Here is a 20,112-nt window from a genome sequence, read left to right as displayed (position 1 = left end):
AGCAATCACCCAAGAACCTTGTTATACACTCCCAAAATTTGGTGTACTACCTTGCTCCATGAGAACTGCTCCGCATACTTCCTCATCTTTTCCCTGTCCCACTCTTTGTTAAGGGCCATTAAAATTTTCTCTGCTAAGCACTCCGGATCCTTAGGAGGACAAAGGAACCCATAATCGTTGGAAATTATTACTTCCTCACTTCCACCATTATACGTAGAAATTACAGGTTTCCCACATGCCAAAGCCTCAATGTTAACAACACCAAAATTTTCTACTAAACTCGGTAAAACAAAAACATCCGCGGCATTCATCCAAAGAGCCACTTCATCGTGAGGTTTGCGTCCTACAAGAAACACATGTTTTTTAAGCCCAAGACTTAGTATCTCTTTTTGAAGATGGCTATATAAAGGTCCTCCTCCAACAATATAAACCACAAAGTCATCCCGTAGTTCCTGAAGTATTTTAGCCGCTTGTATTAGGTATATATACCCTTTTTTCTCTACAAGATTTCCAACACTCACGATGACTCTTTTGTTAGTGGGCACGCCCAGAGTCTCCCTTGCGACGAATTGATCAATTGGATAGAATTTTTTAAGGTCTACTCCATTTGGAACATAGTATAATTTAGAAGCAGGCAACCCCAACTCCTTTAAGAGTTCCACACATTTTCGTGATACATTAATTATAGCGTCAACAGAATTCCAAGTCTCCATAGCATGCTTTTTTTTCATAGAATTAAGCCTAGTTACATGAAGACCGTGTGTTGTTAATACCAAAGGAACTCTATAAACTTTCTTCAGTTTGAGACCGGCATACCCGCTTGGCCACGTGAAGTGAGCGTGGATCAGGTCAAACTCAAGCTTTTCGCGTTTTATCACCCTCAGGGCAGCCTTAAAGAAGTTCTCCCCCAGTTTTTTCCTGAAGTACGTTACGGGAGCGTGGAAAAACCTCGGGAAAAACACCTTTACATTATCATACTCGTAGTTAGCAAGGCCTTTATTTACACCCCACGGCTGGGGGGAGATAACGTAGATGCTTTTAAAGTACCTTTTTAGATACCAGATCTGATCTTTGACAAATATACCTCCATAGTACATGCCATCCCTATCTGGGTAAGAGTTTGTGACTATCAGAAGATTTCTATCTTCCTCCATTATTTACTCCCTCCAGAATTTATCTTAAAAAAGTATGCCCTCTTAATGGCTCTTTTATTAACTTTCCAATTCCACTTTTCCCTCAACCCCGAGGAAGGCCTTATTTTCAGGATGCCATCAAGCACACTTTCAAGATTGTCACTATCAACATCAACGGCAACTCCACATCTATATAAATTAACGAAGTCCTCCATTAGCGAATTTTTGTTGACTATTACCGGAACTCCCATTGCAATGCTCTCGAACATTTTAACTGCTATTCCCCGCCTAATGTTCTCTGTTGGAGGATAAACCGAATAAACAACATCACATAGAGAATAATACTTGGGGACGTCAGGGTATTTAACCTCTCCAATAAACTCAACATCCGCTTCCGAATACTTGGAAGATACTAATTCCTGCATCTTTTTTTCCGAAGGGCCTCCCCCCACAAAGAGGACCTTCACTAGTTTATTCTTCTTCGCAAGCTCAAGCAATGGAATAAAATTGGAGACACTCCTTATACTCCCTATATATCCCACAACAATCTTACCTCGTTTTTTCTTGGGAACGCAATAAAAAGATTGAAGTTCAGGCACATTCCACACTACGGGGATTTTATCGGGGGCCACTCCACCACTCACTAAGAACTCCTTAATCCCCTTGTGCTGTCCTCCAAGAGATCTACTTACGGTTATTACAGAATCTGCCAAACGGGCAAATAGGAGTTCGGATGCTCTAAGGAGCTTTCTCAAAAGACTCTCGGTTTCGTTTTCCTTCATTAAGGAAATGCGGGTATAGTACAGGTCATGTATATCATAGATAAACTTTGTTTTCAAAAGACGGGATAAAAAGAAAGCCAGTGGTGCCGTATCCATGTCGTTTGCATGGATAGCATAAATCTCATCCCGGTGATCCATGATATACTTAAAAGCTTTGAGATAAAAAATGGGGATCTTTAAAACAAAATCCCCCAACGACGAATATTCTGACTTCACGACTATTCGATGGACTTTGATCCCATCTATTACCTCGTTGGGAGAGTATCTGCCTTCCCTATCCCACGCCACAACAGTTACCTCAAAACCCAGTTCTAGTAGGGTTTTTGCTTCCTTGTAAACTCTCGGATCAGGTTTAAACGGATTCGTGAGCAACAAAAATACTCTCACATCAATCATCTCCCTGCAACTCACCGCTACCACTTTTTAAGTATCCACGAACATGTAAACCATAACTCAAAGAATCCAACACCTCAGAGGTCATGAACATGTCCGGGAAGTTCTTCGAAGGCTCAATCGTCGAGGTTTGAATTCCAAGGAGCCTCGTTGCAAGGCGGAACAGAGCATCATTCTTCACATCCTCCGAGAATCTCCTTCTTGAAATCTGCCTGTAAAGGGCATAGCCAAATCTAAACAATCTATGCCCGAGTGGATAATCTCCAATCATTGCGCTCCTAAAGGATACTACGACATCCCTCGGAAATTCTCTCCACTTTCCCCGCTCCCATCTAAGCACGATGCTGGGGGTATTGTCTTTTAGGGGACTTAACAGCAAACTGGCGTTCGTGAGATACTCCTCCTTCCACTTAGAAGCATACATGAAGGATGCAATACCAAACGCATATGCCCCGGTCAGATAGTATGCGAACATCAGCCCACTCTCTGCCCAGTTAAACCTCCCGTTAGGACGCTGAACGTGTGAGAGCCATTCGACTCCCCGTAACATACATCTTTCAAGCCACCGTTCTCCAATGACGTTCTGAATCTTGGAGAGGTAATACAGGGTGACTCCCTGGTAATGAATGCAGGGTACATTTAGGTTATATTTAGCATTTCCGGGGGTTACAGTATACGGAAAGGCGCCGTTTTTAAATTGTGAGTCACAAACTCTTCTGGCGGCTCTCTTGGCGCCGTCAAAGGATAACTCATCTCCAAAGACGCTGTAGTACTGAGCCAAAAAAGCTCCACAGGTTGCATTGACATTGGGATAATCCGCTGTGTACAGCTTGGACTTGCGGAAATATCCCGGCTCAATCTCGTTATTTAGAACAAAATCTCTCGCCTTTTTCAGGGACTCTTCGATACGCCGTTTCGACCCCCCATCGAGGTCTGGATGTAAAAAGGCTATGATCAATGCCTCCCCAACAAAGGACGTTACAAGAGCAGACTCCTGGTTGTAGTTAGGATGAACCTCGTTCCATGAGCCGCTGGAATTTTGTCGGGATAATAGAAAATTCACAAGCTTGAGGATTAAATCGGTATCTTGATCCCCCCTGAGTCGAATGAGTGATTTTAAGTACTCAGCGGAGACTCGATTCCTGACTATCCCAAAAATGGGATCCTTTATGTATCCCATCTCGTCTTCTATTATTAAATACTCAGACACTCGATCCAGCAGTGAGTGAAGGTACTCGCTAAGCTCTGTTTTCATCATCTATCCCTCATGAGGTTGAGGATCCTTAAAAACATTCGGGCTGAGTTTTCCCGACTATACTTAGACACATATTTTAACCCTCTGATTGCCATTTTTCGACGGTTGGAGTTCATGAGATACTTTATACACATGGCCACTTCCTGGGGAGTCCTGCCCACACATCCAGCCCTGCTTTCCGATGCAATTTTCTCGATCTCCCCATGGCCAACACCCACAAATGGCAGGCCGCACGCTAGGTACTCATATATCTTGGAGGGTATCGCGTACTTCAAGCTTTCATCAATCCTTATTGGAGCCACTCCAATACTGGAGGAACAGAGAAGTTTAACAACCTCCTTCCTGGGGAGTACCCCTATGTATTTAACCCATCCTGATATCCCAAGTTCTTCTACCCTCGCCAGCACATTTTGAAGTGTCTCGCCTTTCCCAGCCAAGATTAAGGGTAGCCTATCACTTTCATCAATGGCAGAGTATCCCCTCAGAAAAGTGTCAAAATCCTGGGCATGGCCAAAGTATCCCGCATAAACCATCTGAGGCTTACGAATAGAGTTATCGCATTTAAAGAGTTCCAGATCAACACCATTCGGCACGACATAACATTTTGAAGGATTAATTCCGTAATCTTCCCACAACTGCTTTCGTATCATATGGGTTACCGTGGTTACGGCCTCGGCAGAACTTAATGCCCTGGATTCAATGAATCTAAAAGCCCTCTCAACTAGACTGCCGGATCGTATGAAGCCCAGACTGACGCTGACGTCTAAGAAAAGGTCTCTCACGTCCACTATAACCTTCTTTTTTAGAAGTTTAGCAATTAGTGCAATGAGATACATCTGAGGAGGGGGCGATGTAACCAGGACCACATCCACGGATTTTCTGTTTAAAATTAACCATATACTGGCCACAATAGGGAAAATAGTATAATATAACGCCCGTTCTATATTCGATGCATTTTCCCCAGGTTGATACGTAAAAAGCCTGATGACGTTCCCTTCCCTCTTAAAAAGCCTGAATTCCCGCTTGAAACTGCCGAAAGGGTACGTTTCGATTGAAGAAACAACAATCACTTTAACACCAAATAGAGTCAGGTACTTGTATAGATCCCCCATTCTGGATGCGTTCCCTCCCTTCTCCGGGGGAAACACCTGAGAAAATACCACAAGACTACTAGTCGGATTCATAGAGATCCTCCTATTTCATACCTCACAAATGCTTTTATAACCTTAACGTGTCAAAAGTTGTGGTGTTCCCCATGGCTAAAAAATATTTCGCCCACCCCTTGGCTGTTGTTGAAGAGGGAGCAGAGATTGGAGAGGGAACGAGAATCTGGCACTTTGCCCACATCAGAAAGGGTGCCAGGATAGGAAGGAACTGCAATATTGGAAAGGACGTCTACATCGACGCTGACGTCGAGATAGGCAATAACGTTAAAATCCAGAACGGAGTGAGCGTTTATCACGGCGTTAAGGTCGAAGACGACGTTTTCCTTGGCCCCCACATGACCTTCACCAACGACCTCTACCCGAGGGCCTTCAACCAGGACTGGGAGGTAGTGCCAACGCTTGTAAAGAAGGGGGCGAGCATTGGGGCCCACGCCACGATAGTATGCGGAGTTACCATAGGCGAGTACGCGATGGTCGGGGCCGGAGCCGTCGTTACCAAGGACGTCCCGCCCTTTGGACTCGTCTACGGGAGCCCCGCACGCTTAAAGGGCTTCGTCTGCTACTGCGGGAGAAAACTGGAGGAGAAAATCAGAGAGGATGAAGAACACATAATCTTCAAATGCTCCCACTGTGGAAGGGAGGTTAAAATAAGGAGGGAAGATTACGAGCGCTATCTCAAGGAGAAAGACCTCTGAGGCGATAGAAATGAGAAGCATACCAATCGCCAAGCCCCTGATCGGGGATGAGGAGATAAACGCCGTCGTCGAAGTATTGAAGAGCGGAATGCTGGCCCACGGGAAAGAGGTTGAGGCCTTCGAGAGGGAGTTCGCCGATTACCTTGGAGCCAGACACGGCGTTGCCGTCGCCAACGGCACAGCGGCCCTAGACGTAGCCCTCAAAGCCCTCAGGATGGGGCCGGGGGACGAGGTGATAACCACCCCGTTCACGTTCATTGCATCAGCCACCTCGATCCTCTTCCAGAACGCAAAGCCAGTTTTTGCGGACATCGATCCGAAAACCTACAACCTCAACCCAGAGGAGGTTCTTGAGAAGATAACGGACAAGACGAAGGCAATCCTCGTCGTCCACCTCTACGGCCAGCCCGCCGACATGAAGGCCTTCAGGGAGATAGCCGAGGATTACAACCTCTACCTCGTTGAGGACTGCGCTCAAGCGCATGGGGCAATGTTTGAAGGGCAAAAGGTGGGAACCCTCGGCCATATAGCAGCGTTCAGCTTCTACCCGACGAAGAACATGACCACCGGCGAGGGCGGAATGGTTGTAACTAACGATGACGAACTCGCGAGGAGAGCCAGGCTCATCAGGAGCCACGGGCAGGCCGAGAAGTATCTCCACGTCGAGCTCGGCTACAACCTGAGGATGACAAACATCGGCGGGGCCCTCGGCAGGGTTCAGCTCAGGAAGCTCGATAGGTGGAACGAAATCAGGAAGGAGAACGCAAGAAGGCTCAGCAAGGGCATCGAGAAAATCCCGGGACTCACGCCACCGTACGTTGACCCAAGGGCATATCACGTCTTCCACCAGTATGTGATCAGGGTTGAGGATGACTTCCCGCTCGGCAGGGACAAACTTATGATGAAGCTCCGCGAGAGGGGAATCGGCACGGCCGTCCACTACCCAATGCCCGTCCACCACCAGCCACTCTTCCAGAAGCTCGGCTATGAGATGGACTGCTGTCCCAACGCGATAGAAGCCAGCCAGAAAGTCCTCAGCCTACCAGTGCACCCGGCAGTTAGTGAGGAGGACATCGCGTACATACTGGAAACACTGGATGAACTTTCCTCTTAACTTCTTGTCTTCGGTGATGAGAATGCTCCGCGTTGGAGTTGTTGGTGTTGGAATGATGGGCCAGCATCATGCCAGGGTTTACTCGGAGCTGGCCAGGGAAGGAAAAGTCGAGCTCGTTGGGGTTGCAGATGCGGACTTTGAGAGGGCCAAGGAGATAGCCAGGAGGTTTGACACGATTCCCTATGCAGACTACAGGGAGCTCGCGAAGGAAAAGCTGGACGCGGTGAGCGTTGCCGTTCCGACCTCTCTTCACAGGGACGTTGCCCTGGAGTTCATAAATGAAGGGACGAGCGTGCTCGTCGAGAAGCCGATAGCAGACACCATAGAAAACGCCAAAGCGATTATCACAGCCGCGGAAGAGGCTGGGGTTACCCTGATGGTGGGCCACATCGAGCGCTTTAACCCGGCGGTTCTGAGGCTCAAAGAGCTCATATCCGGGGGAGAGCTGGGCGAAATGGTAACGATCAGCGCCAAAAGGGTTGGTCCAATGGCGGCCCGCATACGCGACGTCGGGATAATAATAGACCTCGGGGTCCATGATATAGACGTGATAAGCTACCTCTTCAGCGAACCCGTTAGGACGGTCTACGCCCGGGCCGGAAACGTTGTCCACCCGGCCGGAGTTGAAGACCACGCCCTAATAACGCTCGGCTTTGAGGAGGGCACCGGGATAGTGGAGACCAACTGGCTCACGCCCCACAAAACCAGAACCTTAACAGTCGTAGGAACCGCTGGCATAGCGTACCTTGACTACATCGACCAGACCCTCAGGCTCTACAACAGCGACTGGGTCAAGGAGGCCAAGATACAGAGGAGAGAGCCCCTCAGGAACGAGCTGGAACACTTCATTGAATGCGTTGAGAAAAGGGAAAAGCCCATTGTGGATGGAGAAGCAGGTCTCCACGCTCTCAGGGTTGCCCTCCTTGCCCAGGAGAGCGCCAGAACCGGAGAGGTCATGGGGGTGAAGGCATGAAGCTCATCGGCCTGACGAGGGATGAAGTTAAAACTGCCCTCAAGAACGGCGAGGTTACAATAGCCGTCTACGGCATGGGGAAGATGGGCCTTCCCTTAGCGGCGGTCTTCGCTGACCACGGTGCCAGAGTCATAGGCGTGGACATTAACGAGAAAGTCGTTGAGATGATAAACAAAGGCGAGAACCACGTCAAGGAAGAGCCGGGCCTCGATGAACTGGTCAGAAAAAACGTTGAGGTGGGAAGGCTCAGAGCAACGACGGATGGCGTCTGGGCGGCCAAGCAGGCTGACGTCATGGTCATCCTCGTACCAACTCTCACGGACGAGAGGGGCAACCTAAAGCTTGGGCCGGTCTACGATGTGGCGGAAAAGATTTCCCAGGGGCTCGAAAGGGGAGACATAGTTATAACTGAGGCTACTATGCCACCAGGAACCACCGAGAGCCTGATTCCAATTCTGGAGAAGTCAGGTTTGGAGCTTGGCGAGTTCGGCCTGGCCCACGCTCCCGAGAGGACCATGACAGGAACCGCCATCAGGGACATCACCGGCCAGTACCCCAAGATAGTTGGAGCCAGCGACGAGAATACCCTTGAAGCCGTCATCGGCATCTATGAAACCATAAACAGGAAGGGCGTAATTCCCATGAGCTCTATCAAGGCTGCCGAGGCCGTTAAGGTCTTCGAGGGCGTTTACAGGGACGTCAACATTGCCCTCGCCAACGAGCTCGCCATGTGGTGCGAGGAACACGGTTTGGATGCCCTTGAGATCTTTCAGGCGGCGAATACGCAACCATACTGCCACCTTCACATGCCAGGGGCCGGTGTTGGCGGTCACTGCATTCCCGTTTACCCCTGGTTCGTGATAAACCTCGCGAAAAAGACTAACCCACGCCTGATCAAGACGGCCAGGGAAATAAACGACTCGATGCCCCACCACGTTGTTGAACTCACCATAAAAGGCCTCAATGAGATTGGCAGGCCGCTGAAGGGAAGCAACATCCTCGTGCTCGGCCTAACGTTCAGAGGTGGAGTGAGAGAGTTCATGAAGGCCGCCGCAAAGCCCATCATTCAGGAGCTCAAAGAGTGGGGCGCCAACGTTTACGCTTACGACCCGCTGTGCACTCCTGAAGATGCGGAACGCTTCGGAGCTGAGTGGAAGGAGGACTTCAAGGACATCGACGCGATAGTCATTACTGCGGATCACAAAGAATTCAAAGAGCTGGACCTTGAAAGAGTGGCCAAGGAAATGCGCAACAGGGTTATAGTGGACGGAAGAAATGTTCTGAAGCCCGAAGAAGTTCAAAAGCAACGGTTCATGTATCTAAGAGTAGGGAAGGTACAGTAAAACTTATCTTCTTTATTGGGATTTTGAATAATCATTGAAGAGTACGTTTTTAAACCCCACCGGCAAGCCCCTATCAGGTGACCCAAATGAACACCGCCCTCATCACAGTCATCATTGGAATCGCTGCCTTCTGGGTTATCCTATACGCCCTCTTCGGGAGACGGGAGGAGAAGGAGGAGGGCCTGACGGTTGATCTCTTCATCGCCATGTGGAGAACGAAGAGACTGCTCGGGTTCATCGACGGTCTCGCACGCAGGAGCAGACGCTTCTGGAAGGTCTACGCGGATGTCGGAATCGCCCTTGGCTTTATGGGCATGGCCTACGTCTTCTACGCACTCCTAAGAACGGCACTGAAAACCATCCAGAGCGGAGGGGAGGGCGGAGGTGTACAGCTCGTCATCCCCGGGGTAACGATACCCCTCTGGTACGGCCTGATAGCCCTCGCCGTCGTCATGGTGGTCCACGAGCTGAGTCACGGAATAGTGGCGAGGGCCGAGAACCTGCCGCTGAAATCTGTGGGTCTGGTTCTCCTCGCCGTCATACCCGGCGCCTTCGTCGAGCCGGACGAGGAGGAGCTTGAGAGGGCCTCCCTGCGCACCAGGCTGAGGGTTTACGGGGCCGGCTCACTCGCCAACGTTGCAACGGCGCTCCTAGCTGTTTTGATCCTCAACTTCGCCATCTCACCCGTTCTTCAGCCATCCGGAATCCTCGTGTCCGGCGTGCTGGAGGACGGCCCGGCCCACGGAATCCTTCAGAAGGGGGATGTTATAGTCGCCATGGATGGTGTTCAGATAAGGGACATGGAGAACTTCATAAACTTCATGAACGGGACGAAGCCGGGTCAGATGGTCACGCTCACGGTCCTCAGGGAAGGTCAGGAGCTGAACCTCCCGCTGAAGCTCGGGGCGCATCCGGATAACCCGGAGAAGGGCTACATAGGAATCTACCCCGCGCAGAACGTGGTCTCAAAGGTGGGAGCCGACTGGCTGGTGCTGCCGCTGTTCTTCACCTTCTACTGGATATACGTGCTCAACATAGGCATCGGGCTTATGAACCTCTTCCCGCTCGTCCCGCTGGACGGCGGGAGGATGCTCGACGACGTGTTCAAACGCTACCTGCCGGAGAGCGTCGCGAAGCCGGTCAGGTACTTCACCATAGGGGTGGGCCTCTTCCTGCTGGCCCTCAACATTCTCCCGGCAATAATGAACCTCACGGGGTAGCGCCATCCAAGTGCACCCACCCCATCTTCTTCCGGCGGCTTGAAGCCAACCTTTTTAAGAGGCGTTCCCACTCCCCTCCGGTGGGAGGATGAAGTGTTCGAAATGCGGCCGTGATGCAGTCTATCATGCGAGATACACCGGGCGGTACTACTGCAGAAAGCACTTCAACGAACTCGTGGAGAAGAAGTTCAAGGAGACCGTCAAAAGGTACCGCCTCATAGAGAAGGGTGAGAGGATAGCCGTGGGTGTGAGCGGCGGAAAGGACAGCGTCGTTCTCATGCACCTCCTGGCGAAGCTGCGCGAGAGGTTCCCCTTCGAGCTGGTCGCGATAACGATTGACGAAGGAATAGCCGGGTACAGGCCTCCCAGTGTCGAGATAGCCAGGAGGAACGCCGAGAAGCTGGGCATAGAGCACAGGGTCTATTCATTCAAGGAGTACATGGGCTTCACCCTGGACGAGACCGTTGAGATAATGGGGAGCTTTGAAAAGGGCGAGAGAGTTGGGGCGTGCTCCTACTGCGGCGTCTGGAGGCGCTGGCTCCTAAACTACGCGGCTAAGGACGTGGGCGCCGACAGACTGGCCGTGGGGCACAACCTCGACGACGAGGTTCAGATGTTCATCATGAACATACTGCGCGGTGATGTGGCACGCCTCGGAAGGACCGGTCCCTACTATGAGGAGATACACCCAGAGCTTGTCCCCAGGATAAAGCCCCTCCGTGAGATTCCCGAGAAGGAGATAGTTCTCTACGCGGTCCTCAACAACATGGAGGTTGATTTCAGCGAGTGTCCCTACACCGTTGAGGCATTCAGGGCCGAAATTCGGGACTGGATCAACGAGATGGAGGAGAGGCATCCGGGGACGAAGTATCAGATACTGAGGAGCTACGACAAGCTATTCCCCCTCATAGCGAGGACGTACACCAAAAGGACGAGCGAGCTGAACAGGTGCAAAATCTGCGGCCAGCCGACGACGGGAGAGATATGCAAGGCCTGCCAGTTCCGCCTCCAGGTGGAGAGGAGGGCAAGGAGAGAGGGCTAACGTTCCGGGTGGATTAACTGAGAGAGTATTTATAAACGGCTGTTCAGTAGGGTGAACAATGAGGCGGGAAATCCTAACTCCAATTCCCCCTGCCGAGCTCGAGGAAATCATGGAAAAGAGCGGGGCGGAGGTCAAGCTGACGGTTCTCGGGAAAATCGAGAGACACGGCATACCCCTCAGCAGGGTTCTGATCGAGGGAAACGAAAGGGAAATCGAACGCTTCATGAGGGGGCTCCGCCTGGCGAGGGCGGGGGGTTAGTTCGGAACCCTTCGCCAGCTACCGTGCGACTATCAAAATGACTAAAAACATGGGGTATCACCTAGACTGAACGGGACTAAGCTCAACCTTTCCTCCCCAGAGCCTGAAGCTATACTGACTTTTCAGTGGGTTGAACTCCGGGAGAGGAGATTTTCTGATGATCATCCTCTCCTTCAAGGGGGCACTGCTGGAGCTGAACTCAAGGACGTACTGGCTGTAGAGGGAAACCCATGCCACAATGTCACCCGAAGCCCGTCCCCTGTTGAGGAGAAAGATATTTATCGGACGCTTCCGGGTTTCGGTTATTCTGGCCTTCTCCTTATCCGCGATGAGACGCTGGAAGACCGACAGGAAGTTCTCCGTTCCAAACAGAAAAGCCAGCCCATCTATGGTGACATCTATACCAACCGGCCTCCTGTCTCCGATGCGTTCGGTCAGCAGACGGCGGTAGAGCCTGCTGTACTTCGGTAAAAACGTACCGGCATCCATCGTCCCATCGGTGTATACAAAATCGTACGGATATTCGATCCCATAAAAAGAGGAGAACACATCTATAACTGCAACATTACCCGCCATACCCTCCGAAGCAATGTCAAAATCGGCGGCCCTGAGCTCCATCTCCAGCGATGATATCGGGAGAACAGAGTCAATTATCACCCCAAAATCTCCCGCGCGAATACGATTCCTGAGTATCTCAAAAGCAAGGGCCCATCCCTTGGAGTATGTATCGTAAACGATGAGGAGGTTGCTGTCCTCGAGCAGACCGCCCCCGAGAGCCCTGTCGAGAGCAGGAATACCGGTGCTTAAAAGCTCCATGGTATCACCCCACACGTTTTATTTAACGTTGTATTTAAAACTATTCTTCATCTTCTGTATCAAAGCCGAGGATGTTCTGCGATTCAGAAAAACCTCATGTTATAAATAATCGGTCGTTCCATCTATAAATGGTGATACCATGGAAGACGTCAGGGAGCTGAAGACCATCCTGGAGAGGGTTGAGGGCAAGCTGATAGCGGCGGGGAAGATGTACGGCGCGATGAACTTTGGGGCATGGCTCTCGGTGATGCTGTTATACTACGTGATCATCGGCGTTTTTGACCTTCCCTGGCAGTTCAATATCGTTTACTGGCCCGTGGCGTTCATGCTGGCGATGGGTTTCACGGGAAGGGTATGGAAGAGACTTCAGAGGCTGGGTATGGTAACAGGAAACGAAGTGGAATCATCGACCACCGGCGGAATCCTCATAGCATTCTCCTGGATAACGGGAATCATCCTCGGGTGGGGCCTCGTACCCAGAATGAATCTCGGCGTAAACCCGGATTCCAGCCTCGCGGTGGGTTTTCTGAGCTTCATAGCCTTCTCGGTCTTCGGCATGTGGCTGATCTTCGCAAAGTACAGCGGAGTGGAGTGGGAGATTATTCCCTCATTCCTGATTCCAGCCCTGGGAATAGCCTTTGCGGCCAAGATGGAAAGCGGGGCCATGGTCTGGGCGGGATTTCTCGTCGCGCTGGGGTTCTCACTCTCGGTGATGCTCTACATCTACTCCGCCTTCAGGGCAATAGAGCGGTGATAGCATGGAGGCTCTGCGGGAGCTGAGCAGAAACCACGTCCTGGGGAACCCCATAAGGTTAGGAGCCATGCTCTACCTGCTTCCACGAGGGAGGGCCCTCTTCAAGGAACTCCTAGAGGTTCTCGAAGTGACACCGGGAAACCTCGACTCTCATCTCAAGGCCCTGGAAAAAGCGGGCTACGTCGAGCTCTACAAGGTCTTCGCCGACAGACCGAGGACGGCGGTGAGGATAACCGAGAAGGGAGCGAAGGAAACCGGGGAGTATCTGAGGGCTCTGAAGGAAGCGCTATCACTCATTTCCCGGGAAGGGTGAAGGGATAGTCCCTCCCTGAGACCATCAGCAGGCCGGACAGTGCCCCGAGTTGTTCCATCAAAACGTCTCTAACCTTGTTGAGGAGCGTTTCTTGAAGGATTCCCTCGGTGAAGTGGCTTCCAATCCACTCCACGAACTCCCAGCCGATGCCCACAGCGAGGAGAACCACGAAGGAGTAACCCAGCAGCTCCCCCCTCTCCAAGTCCGGCCTGAGGTTCATGAGCACCTCCGTTATAATCAGCCACATCACGAGGCCGCCGAGGAAGTGGCTTATCATATCCACGCTCCTCATCTCGACGTTGAAGAGATCAACGGTGGTGAAAGGGACGTTCACGAGGGAGGTGTGTACGGCCAGGAAAATAGAGGTTATCGCGAGGGTTCCGCGGTTGAAGAAAGGGCTCAGCAGGGCGCCGGCGACACCATCTGGCCTTTCGTAGCGGCCGCTGACGTGGTAAGTTAGGAGTACGAAAGCTATCATCCAGCCGGTTCTCAGGATATGGTCCACCCTGCGGTAGTATATCCCGGTGAGAAAGCCCACCGCGAGCACGACGAGCGAGGTGAAGATAATGTGGGACTCGCGGTTTATAAGCATCACCAGTCCGGGACGTTTCCCGAACTACTTAAGTCTTTCTCTCAGCCCTCGCCTCCTCTTCAGCCTTCCTTTTCAGCTCCTTCTTCCTCTCCAGCCGGTACTCCTCCAGAAGACGGAGAACCTTTTCCGCCTCTCTTTTCTCGTCCTCCAGCCTCCACTTCTCCAGAAGCCCATCAATGGCCCTCTCCAGGGTCTCGCGCTCCACAACCGCGAACTCATCGACGCGCTTGACGTCAAGCTCCTCCGAGGTGAAGAAGGGCACGTGGGCCTCGCGGAGCACCTCCGCCACCGGCTCCGGAACCGGTTTCTCCGTTATGAGGGCCCGGATGCCCTTCCCGACCAGCTCCTCTGCGATCGCCTTCCCCGCCCCAGCCGGGTTCACCACGAAGAGTACATCCCCGCGCCTGATCCCGATGTCGCGCTCTATCCTCTCAAGCTCGCGCCAGCTCAGAACCTCCATAACCTTGAGCGGGATCGCACTGCCGCGGATTTCAACCACGTTCATGCGCTTGACCTGGACCAGGTCCCTGCTCAGACGCTCTATGACCGCCTTGGCTTCCTTAAGCTGCTTTTCCAACACCTCTATGCGCTTAACCTTCGCCTCAAGCTCCCTCTCGCGGAGTACCTTCCTCCTCACCTCCTCGTCGTAGTCAGCTATGCGCCTCTCGAGCCTCTCGATGGTTCTCCTCTGCTCCCTGATTATCCCGCGAAGCTCCTCGTTCTCCCGCTCGAGCAGCTCTATCCTCCCCTTCAGCTCGCGGATTTTTCGGTGGTAGGGCCTCACGTCAACACTCGGCCCCTCTTCGTGCTCTTCCTCCTCCCTCGGCCTCTCCCTTAAGGTCACCCTCTGCATCGCCTCCCCGAGGTTGTAACCTTGTATAACGAGGGCCTTTACCTCGTCGGACTTCTTTGTCAGGCCGGCCTCCCGCAGCCTGGCATCCACGTGTTCCAGCTTCGGCTTCAGCCGGAGGTAGGCCTTGTAGGCGGCGGCCAGAGCATCGCGCTGGTGGTCATCCTCAACGGTTATTCCGAGGTCCCTCAGCAGTTCGTTCTTGTCCTGAACGCGGAGGCTCTCCCTGGGAACGAACAGGTTTGCCTTGAAGGAGCGTGCTATCTTCTCCACGAAGCCCGGGGCGGGGGAGACGTCGGTGGCCACTATGACCGGGTGACCGACCTCGCTGATGAAGCGAAAGACCTCGCCGATGGGCATGTTTCTCTGGCTGTGGAGGGCCACTATCCTCCCGTTCAGGTCTATAGCCGCTATACCGACAGTTATCCCCGGGTCTATGCCGACTATGATGCTCCTCCTCTCCCGTATCGCCTCCTCACCCTTCAGCGGAGCGAAGCCGAGCTCGGCCCTCTCAACCGGGTAGATTCGAACCTCAACGTCCCCGCCGCGCGCGGGTCTTATCAGCCCCGCCAGCTCCTCCCTGGCCGCGTAGACTCGGAACTCCCCCCTGGCCAGGCCGTAGTCCCGCTCCTCCGTTTCGAGGTCGAAGGGTATCTCCGCCCTTCTGAGCCTGTCCTCTATCTCCCTCACCTTATCCCTGACGAGGTTGTGAACGCGCTTTCTGTAGCGGTCCTGGCTCCAGCCACCTTTGCCGTGGCTCCTTCCCCGGGTGACCTTGATTATAACCTCGTCCTCGAAGGCGAGAACCTCGTAGCCGACCCCCCTGCTCGCAAGGAGTGCGGAGAGCCTGGCCTCCTCGTAGGGGTCGAAGCGGTCTCCTGCCCTTATGCCGTGCTCCTTCGCGAGGCTCTGGAGGGAGCGCTGCTCACCCGGCCTTCCGGTCACCTGGACGAGCTTCGTTCCGGATGGAAGGGCGCGGAGGAACTTCCTCAAGTCCTCACCCAGCTCGGTGACGCTGTCAACGGCGACCATCTCGGGCCGCTTCGACTGGATGAACCGGATCAGCCTGTAGAGTGTGAACTCACCCTTTCTCTCCAGCCTGCCGTTGAACCAGCTCACCACCGCGAACTTCTTCGGATTCTCACTTATCACATCAATGCCGAGGATTAGAATAGGCCTCACCCTCATGGGCTTTGTAGGGGGTAGGAAAGAGGATTTAAAAAGGTTTCAGACCTCAAGCGAGGTCCTAACGGCGACCTCAAATGCCCGCGTTATGGTTTCCAGGGCCATAGAGGGCCTCGGCTTTTCCAGGGCCTGCTCGTGGATAAAGGGCACATGGATGAAGCCAGCTCTAGTTTCCATCCCTGCAACGGCTATCGTGTGGAGCGCCGTGAACATGGCCGCGTTGCAGACGTAGGTGCCGGCGGTGTTGGAGACCGCCGCAGGTATGTTCTCTCTCCGAAGGGCAGCAACGATGGCCTTTATGGGGAGCGTCGCGAAGTACGCGGCCGGGGCGCCCTCAAAGACCGGCTCGTCCTCGGGGGCAAAGCCCTCGTTGTCCGGCATCTTGCTGTCCATCACGTTTATCGCAACCCTTTCAACGGTCACGTTGGGCCGTCCCCCAGCCTGACCCGTCATGATGACCACATCGGGGCGCTCCTCCACGATGAGCCTCGGCAGAATCTCCCTGACTCCCCTGAAGGTCACCGGCAGCCTGTGTTTTATCAGCCTCGCCCCGCCTATACTCTCCGGAAGCCGCTCAACCGCCTTCCATGACGGGTTTATCTCCTCTCCCCCAAAGGGTTCAAAACCTGTTATGAGAACCTTCATCTCAATCACCGGGAAGGTTAGGTTTTTAGGGTTTAAAAACTACTTCGGACGAGGGGTGAGGATGAAGTACGATGTTCTCATCATTGGTGGCGGGCCCGCGGGCAACTACCTTGCGAACCTGCTCGCCAGGGACTTCAGCGTCGCTGTAGTCGAAAAGAAAGGTGCGTTTGGAGGTAAAGCCTGCACGGGCATCATCGGGGCGGCGAACTACGAGAGGCTTGGCCTCCCTGAGGAGGCTGTAATAAACGAACTCCGCGGTGCGGTGTTCTACTCACGGATTCAGAGCTTTGAAATAGAGAGGAAGACCTCCCAGGCATACCTTGTGGACAGGAAAGCCCTGGAGAAGAGCCTGGCCGAAAGGGCCGCTCGGAGGGGTGTGGAATACTACATGGCCACGACTTTCAAGGGGTTCAGGAACGGGAAAGCCGTGCTCCAGCACCTGGGAGAAACCCTCGAAGTTGAGGCAAGCTTCTACGTTGGGGCGGACGGCGTTAACAGTGCCGTTGCCAAAGCCATCGGGGCCAGGACGGACGCGGAGTTCCTGAGCGGCTATGAGGTGGAGGTCGTTGGGGAGTTCAGGAAGGACTTCGTTGAGGTCTGGGTGAACAAGGACATGAACGGGGACTTCTTCATGTGGGTGGCGCCGGTGAACGAGGGGCTGGCGAGGGTCGGAACCCTCGGGAGCATCGAGGCCCTCAACCGCTTCCTCCGGGTGAGGATGCTCAAGCCCACCTCCATAGTCGAGTTCAAGGCGGGTTCGGTTGGTTTCGGCTGGAGAAAGCCGTGGGTGAGGGGCAACGTGGCACTGCTCGGGGACGCGGCACTGCAGATAAAGCCGACCACCGCGGGGGGAATCGTCTTCGGGATGCTCTGCGCCCGTGCCCTCAGGGAAGCCCTGATGGTGGGGAAGCTGGCTGAGTACGAGAGGCTCTGCCGGGAAATACGGAATCAGATAAGCTTCGGACTGCGCTTCAGGAAGATTTTCAGGGGAATGAGCCAGGAGAACATCGAGCGCGTCTTTGAGGTTCTCGGAAGCGCGGAGGCGAAGGAGGTCATAGAAGGGCAGGCCGACTTTGACGACCACGTGAAGACCGCGAAGGCGATACTCAGGAGGCCAAAACTCCTCGCAAAGCTAATAAGGATAAGCCCGAGCATCGTTCGCTACCTCGTCTGAGGAGGTGAAAGGGTGGCGACGTGGAGGATGGGGCTCCAGGAGGAGTACCTGAAGGCGATAGCCGAGGGAAGGAAGAGGATTGAAGGCAGGCTTTACGACGAGAAGAGGCAGGGAATCAGGCCGGGAGACGAGATAATCTTCGAGAACAAGCTGGTGTGCGTCGTGAAGGACGTGAGGGTTTACTCCTCCTTCAGGGAGATGCTGGAGAAGGAGGGCATTGAGAACGTCCTCCCGGGAGTGGGGAGCGTCGAGGACGGTGTTAAGGTGTACCGCCGCTTCTACTCGGAGGAAAAGGAGAGGAAGTACGGGGTGGCGGCGATAGAGGTCGAACCTGGGGCGTGGGTTGGAGAGCCTAAATGATGTGAACTTCAAAGCCCAATTCCTTCAAAACCTCAAAGTCGCTGTCCAAGGTTATTACCGGCAGGCCATTAACAATCGCAATTGATGCTATGAACAGGTCCCTAAAGGACATGGGACTTCCCTTTTCCCGCAGTTTTTTATGGAGATACGAGGCTATTTCGGCGCATTTCCCATCAAAGGGGAGCTCGATGAGCGTTTCAAGTCATATGAGTTCATCTTTTTTAGGCATCCCGACAAGGATTTCGAACTTGATATCGAGGTTATGTAGAAGGTGTTGTCCAAAGCCGTGACTTTTTCAAAGACTTCCTCGTTATCCCTAGCGATTTCTATTATCACATTTGTCTGACCTCCTCCCCGCCCTTCAGGGCGGGGGTTCCAGTGAATTAACCCCTCGCCAGTGACGGGGAGGTTTGAGGGGTTCTCATCAGGATAACCCTCGAAGAGGATTCTTCGAACCCCTCGGGGAGGGCCTTCCCCCCATTACCCCTCATCCGGAAGGCCTTAAGACCCTCCAGACTTGGGGTTATGGTTTTTACCACTTTCTTCAAAATGTTAAACGCCCCAACCAAGTCAGCATTCATTACAACGCCCTCTCTGTGGCACTTAAATAACCCACGAACAAAACGAGCGTTAGAATGGCGTTGGCCACAGAGAGGGCACGTTTGAGAAGTGAAAGCCTCACTAACAACCAAAACCTGAATACCATACTCTTCAGCAACTTCCTTCAAGCGTTTAATAACGTAATTAAACCGCCACACGTGAGAGAGGAGGAAATTCTGCTTCCTGCCCTTATCGGAGTTCCGGGCTATTCCCTTCGGGTAGCCAACAACGATTTTAGAAACTCCCAAATCATAGAGTTTTCTAACGGTTTGTCTAACTGCCGTGTTAATGTAGTGTTTGGCCTGAAGTTTAGCCCTCTCGTGCATTCTTTTGAGCTTTCTGCTCGTTTTGGCTCCGGACTTGTTGAGTTTTGACTGATACTCCCCAATCTTCTTCTGCCAGTAGAAGTCAATACTCTTTAACGGCCTCCCGTTCACGAGAAAGCTTTCTCCACTCTCGACATAAACGGCCATTAAATTGTTCACTCCCAAGTCTATTCCGGCTGAGAGGTTGCCCTTTGGTTTCCTCGGGAGTTTAACCCCCTCCTCACCCTCAAGTTTTTCCTCGACAGTGAAACTAACGTGAGCATACCATTTACGCTTTACCTCGTCGTAAGTTATCTCTAACCGCCCCTGCTTGCCTCGCAAGTGTATTCTCCCCTTGAATTGAATTTCCAGTTTCCTGAACTTCCCGAGCCTCCTCAACTCGATGACGTTATCCTTAATCCTGTATTGGTCGTTTCTAAGCGGAATAACGAAGAGTTTTCGCCCGTTCTTCTCTCTGATGAACTTTGGTGGTCTTGGCTTGAACCAGTCGGGGAGTTCCCCCTTCTTTTTCTTTTTACTGAGGGAGAAGAATGAACGCCATGCTTCCGCGTTCTTGCGACAGATTTGCTGGACTGTTGAACCACCAATCCAGTCTTTGAAAGAGTGATATGCCTCCTTCTCGGTGGTTCCAAAGTCTATTTTACCAAACTCCTTGAACTGCTTGAGTCTTTCGTAGTTGAGTTTATTCCAGATTATTGCTGTTGTGTGGGCTAACTGGAAAAGAATTTTCTCTTGCTCCTTCGAGGGCTGGAGTTTGACCGTTACCGAACGTCTCATCTTAAGCTGTGGTATGAATTTTAAGCTTTAAAAAAGTATTGCTTTCCTGATGAAAAGCCGGTTGGGTTGTTTATTGCATCCCCGCCCTAAAGGACGAGACTTGAGAAGAGAGAAAAGTCAAGGACTACCCCCATTTTTCAAACTCCTCCTCGATCTCTTTGAGCTTCCTCTTTGTTTCCCGGTACTCCTCCTCACTCAATATGCCGCGCAGGTGGCGCAGAGCGTCGACGTTTCCCTTTCTCTCCCTTAAGAGCTCCCGAAACAGTTCACTGAAAGATTTCTTGCCCTTAATCCGGACGAGTTCATTGTAAACATCGTCCGAAATCGTTATCGTCTTAACCATGC

General features: G+C 52.6%; 21 protein-coding genes and 1 pseudogene. 11 read left to right on the top strand and 11 right to left on the bottom strand.

Annotated elements, in window-relative coordinates:
• Positions 1-5: 5 nt before the first annotated feature.
• Genes E3E42_RS09330 through E3E42_RS09315 form a run of 4 tightly spaced genes read right to left on the bottom strand, consistent with a single transcriptional unit; the run spans position 6 to position 4,747 of the window.
• On the bottom strand, positions 6-1,154 hold the full coding sequence (locus E3E42_RS09330) for a glycosyltransferase family 4 protein (RefSeq protein ID WP_167904299.1): 1,149 nt from the start codon (positions 1,152-1,154) through the stop codon (positions 6-8).
• Positions 1,154-2,311: a glycosyltransferase family 4 protein gene (locus E3E42_RS09325; RefSeq protein ID WP_167904297.1), complete on the bottom strand. Its 1,158-nt coding sequence runs from the start codon at positions 2,309-2,311 to the stop codon at positions 1,154-1,156. Before E3E42_RS09325 ends, E3E42_RS09330 begins: the two co-directional genes overlap by 1 nt.
• Positions 2,304-3,566 (bottom strand): terpene cyclase/mutase family protein, encoded by a 1,263-nt coding sequence (locus tag E3E42_RS09320; RefSeq protein ID WP_240913679.1) that lies wholly within the window; start codon positions 3,564-3,566, stop codon positions 2,304-2,306. Before E3E42_RS09320 ends, E3E42_RS09325 begins: the two co-directional genes overlap by 8 nt.
• Positions 3,563-4,747, bottom strand: coding sequence for a glycosyltransferase family 4 protein (locus E3E42_RS09315; protein ID WP_167904295.1), 1,185 nt, complete (start codon positions 4,745-4,747; stop codon positions 3,563-3,565). Before E3E42_RS09315 ends, E3E42_RS09320 begins: the two co-directional genes overlap by 4 nt.
• Before the next feature lie 71 nt (positions 4,748-4,818).
• Here E3E42_RS09315 and E3E42_RS09310 point away from each other — a divergent pair, with 71 nt between their 5' ends.
• From E3E42_RS09310 to E3E42_RS09280, 7 genes and pseudogenes are all read left to right on the top strand, one after another.
• Positions 4,819-5,424: an acyltransferase gene (locus tag E3E42_RS09310; RefSeq protein ID WP_206206093.1), complete on the top strand. Its 606-nt coding sequence runs from the start codon at positions 4,819-4,821 to the stop codon at positions 5,422-5,424.
• A 10-nt stretch (positions 5,425-5,434) separates the two neighbouring features.
• Positions 5,435-6,538, top strand: a complete 1,104-nt coding sequence (locus E3E42_RS09305) for a DegT/DnrJ/EryC1/StrS aminotransferase family protein (RefSeq protein ID WP_167904293.1) — start codon at positions 5,435-5,437, stop codon at positions 6,536-6,538.
• 22 nt (positions 6,539-6,560) lie between these two features.
• Positions 6,561-7,511, top strand: a complete 951-nt coding sequence (locus tag E3E42_RS09300) for a UDP-N-acetylglucosamine 3-dehydrogenase (RefSeq protein ID WP_167904389.1) — start codon at positions 6,561-6,563, stop codon at positions 7,509-7,511.
• Entirely contained in the window at positions 7,508-8,854 is a 1,347-nt protein-coding gene (locus tag E3E42_RS09295; protein WP_167904292.1) for a nucleotide sugar dehydrogenase, read from the top strand. Before E3E42_RS09300 ends, E3E42_RS09295 begins: the two co-directional genes overlap by 4 nt.
• 86 nt (positions 8,855-8,940) lie before the next feature.
• Positions 8,941-10,074 (top strand): site-2 protease family protein, encoded by a 1,134-nt coding sequence (locus E3E42_RS09290; protein ID WP_167904388.1) that lies wholly within the window; start codon positions 8,941-8,943, stop codon positions 10,072-10,074.
• Positions 10,075-10,162: 88 nt separating this feature from the next.
• Positions 10,163-11,133 (top strand): annotated as a pseudogene (locus E3E42_RS09285) (TIGR00269 family protein).
• A gap of 41 nt (positions 11,134-11,174) precedes the next feature.
• A complete protein-coding gene (locus E3E42_RS09280) occupies positions 11,175-11,375 on the top strand; it encodes a TIGR04140 family protein (protein WP_167904290.1) in 201 nt (66 codons plus the stop codon).
• A 57-nt stretch (positions 11,376-11,432) separates the two neighbouring features.
• Here the strand turns inward: E3E42_RS09280 and E3E42_RS09275 are convergent, their stop codons facing one another.
• Positions 11,433-12,191 (bottom strand): hypothetical protein, encoded by a 759-nt coding sequence (locus tag E3E42_RS09275; RefSeq protein ID WP_167904289.1) that lies wholly within the window; start codon positions 12,189-12,191, stop codon positions 11,433-11,435.
• Between the two features lie 139 nt (positions 12,192-12,330).
• Here E3E42_RS09275 and E3E42_RS09270 point away from each other — a divergent pair, with 139 nt between their 5' ends.
• The gene (locus tag E3E42_RS09270; protein WP_167904288.1) at positions 12,331-12,945 is read left to right on the top strand and encodes a hypothetical protein; all 615 of its coding nucleotides are present in this window, start codon (positions 12,331-12,333) and stop codon (positions 12,943-12,945) included.
• Positions 12,946-12,949: 4 nt separating this feature from the next.
• Positions 12,950-13,258 (top strand): transcriptional regulator, encoded by a 309-nt coding sequence (locus E3E42_RS09265; protein WP_167904287.1) that lies wholly within the window; start codon positions 12,950-12,952, stop codon positions 13,256-13,258.
• Here the strand turns inward: E3E42_RS09265 and E3E42_RS09260 are convergent.
• Genes E3E42_RS09260 through pcp form a run of 3 tightly spaced genes read right to left on the bottom strand, consistent with a single transcriptional unit; the run spans position 13,239 to position 16,530 of the window.
• The gene (locus E3E42_RS09260; protein WP_167904387.1) at positions 13,239-13,850 is read right to left on the bottom strand and encodes a DUF2238 domain-containing protein; all 612 of its coding nucleotides are present in this window, start codon (positions 13,848-13,850) and stop codon (positions 13,239-13,241) included. The two genes, E3E42_RS09265 and E3E42_RS09260, sit on opposite strands and share 20 nt — an antisense overlap.
• Before the next feature lie 28 nt (positions 13,851-13,878).
• Positions 13,879-15,888: a DUF460 domain-containing protein gene (locus E3E42_RS09255; RefSeq protein ID WP_167904286.1), complete on the bottom strand. Its 2,010-nt coding sequence runs from the start codon at positions 15,886-15,888 to the stop codon at positions 13,879-13,881.
• A 39-nt stretch (positions 15,889-15,927) separates the two neighbouring features.
• Positions 15,928-16,530, bottom strand: a complete 603-nt coding sequence (gene pcp / locus E3E42_RS09250) for a pyroglutamyl-peptidase I (protein ID WP_167904386.1) — start codon at positions 16,528-16,530, stop codon at positions 15,928-15,930.
• Positions 16,531-16,591: 61 nt separating this feature from the next.
• On the opposite strand from pcp, the gene E3E42_RS09245 reads away from it, so the two are divergent.
• Entirely contained in the window at positions 16,592-17,704 is a 1,113-nt protein-coding gene (locus E3E42_RS09245; protein WP_167904285.1) for an NAD(P)/FAD-dependent oxidoreductase, read from the top strand.
• A gap of 12 nt (positions 17,705-17,716) precedes the next feature.
• Positions 17,717-18,064, top strand: coding sequence for an ASCH domain-containing protein (locus E3E42_RS09240; protein WP_167904284.1), 348 nt, complete (start codon positions 17,717-17,719; stop codon positions 18,062-18,064).
• On the opposite strand, the gene E3E42_RS12205 is transcribed toward E3E42_RS09240, so the two are convergent.
• The 3 genes from E3E42_RS12205 to E3E42_RS09230 form a co-directional block, all read right to left on the bottom strand.
• A complete protein-coding gene (locus E3E42_RS12205; protein ID WP_370519648.1) occupies positions 18,057-18,197 on the bottom strand; it encodes a type II toxin-antitoxin system VapC family toxin in 141 nt (46 codons plus the stop codon). The two genes, E3E42_RS09240 and E3E42_RS12205, sit on opposite strands and share 8 nt — an antisense overlap.
• A gap of 250 nt (positions 18,198-18,447) precedes the next feature.
• Positions 18,448-19,767 carry an RNA-guided endonuclease TnpB family protein gene (locus E3E42_RS09235; protein WP_167904283.1) on the bottom strand — a complete coding sequence of 440 codons (1,320 nt, stop codon included), beginning with the start codon at positions 19,765-19,767 and terminating at the stop codon, positions 18,448-18,450.
• A 124-nt stretch (positions 19,768-19,891) separates the two neighbouring features.
• Positions 19,892-20,110 (bottom strand): antitoxin VapB family protein, encoded by a 219-nt coding sequence (locus tag E3E42_RS09230; protein ID WP_167904281.1) that lies wholly within the window; start codon positions 20,108-20,110, stop codon positions 19,892-19,894.
• Between the last annotated feature and the right edge of the window lie 2 nt (positions 20,111-20,112).

The sequence above is a fragment of the Thermococcus sp. JdF3 genome (assembly GCF_012027495.1).
Taxonomy (GTDB): Archaea; Methanobacteriota_B; Thermococci; order Thermococcales; family Thermococcaceae; genus Thermococcus.
The sequence above is the reverse complement of the archived record's forward strand: the minus strand, read 5'-3'. Positions and strand labels throughout refer to the sequence as shown.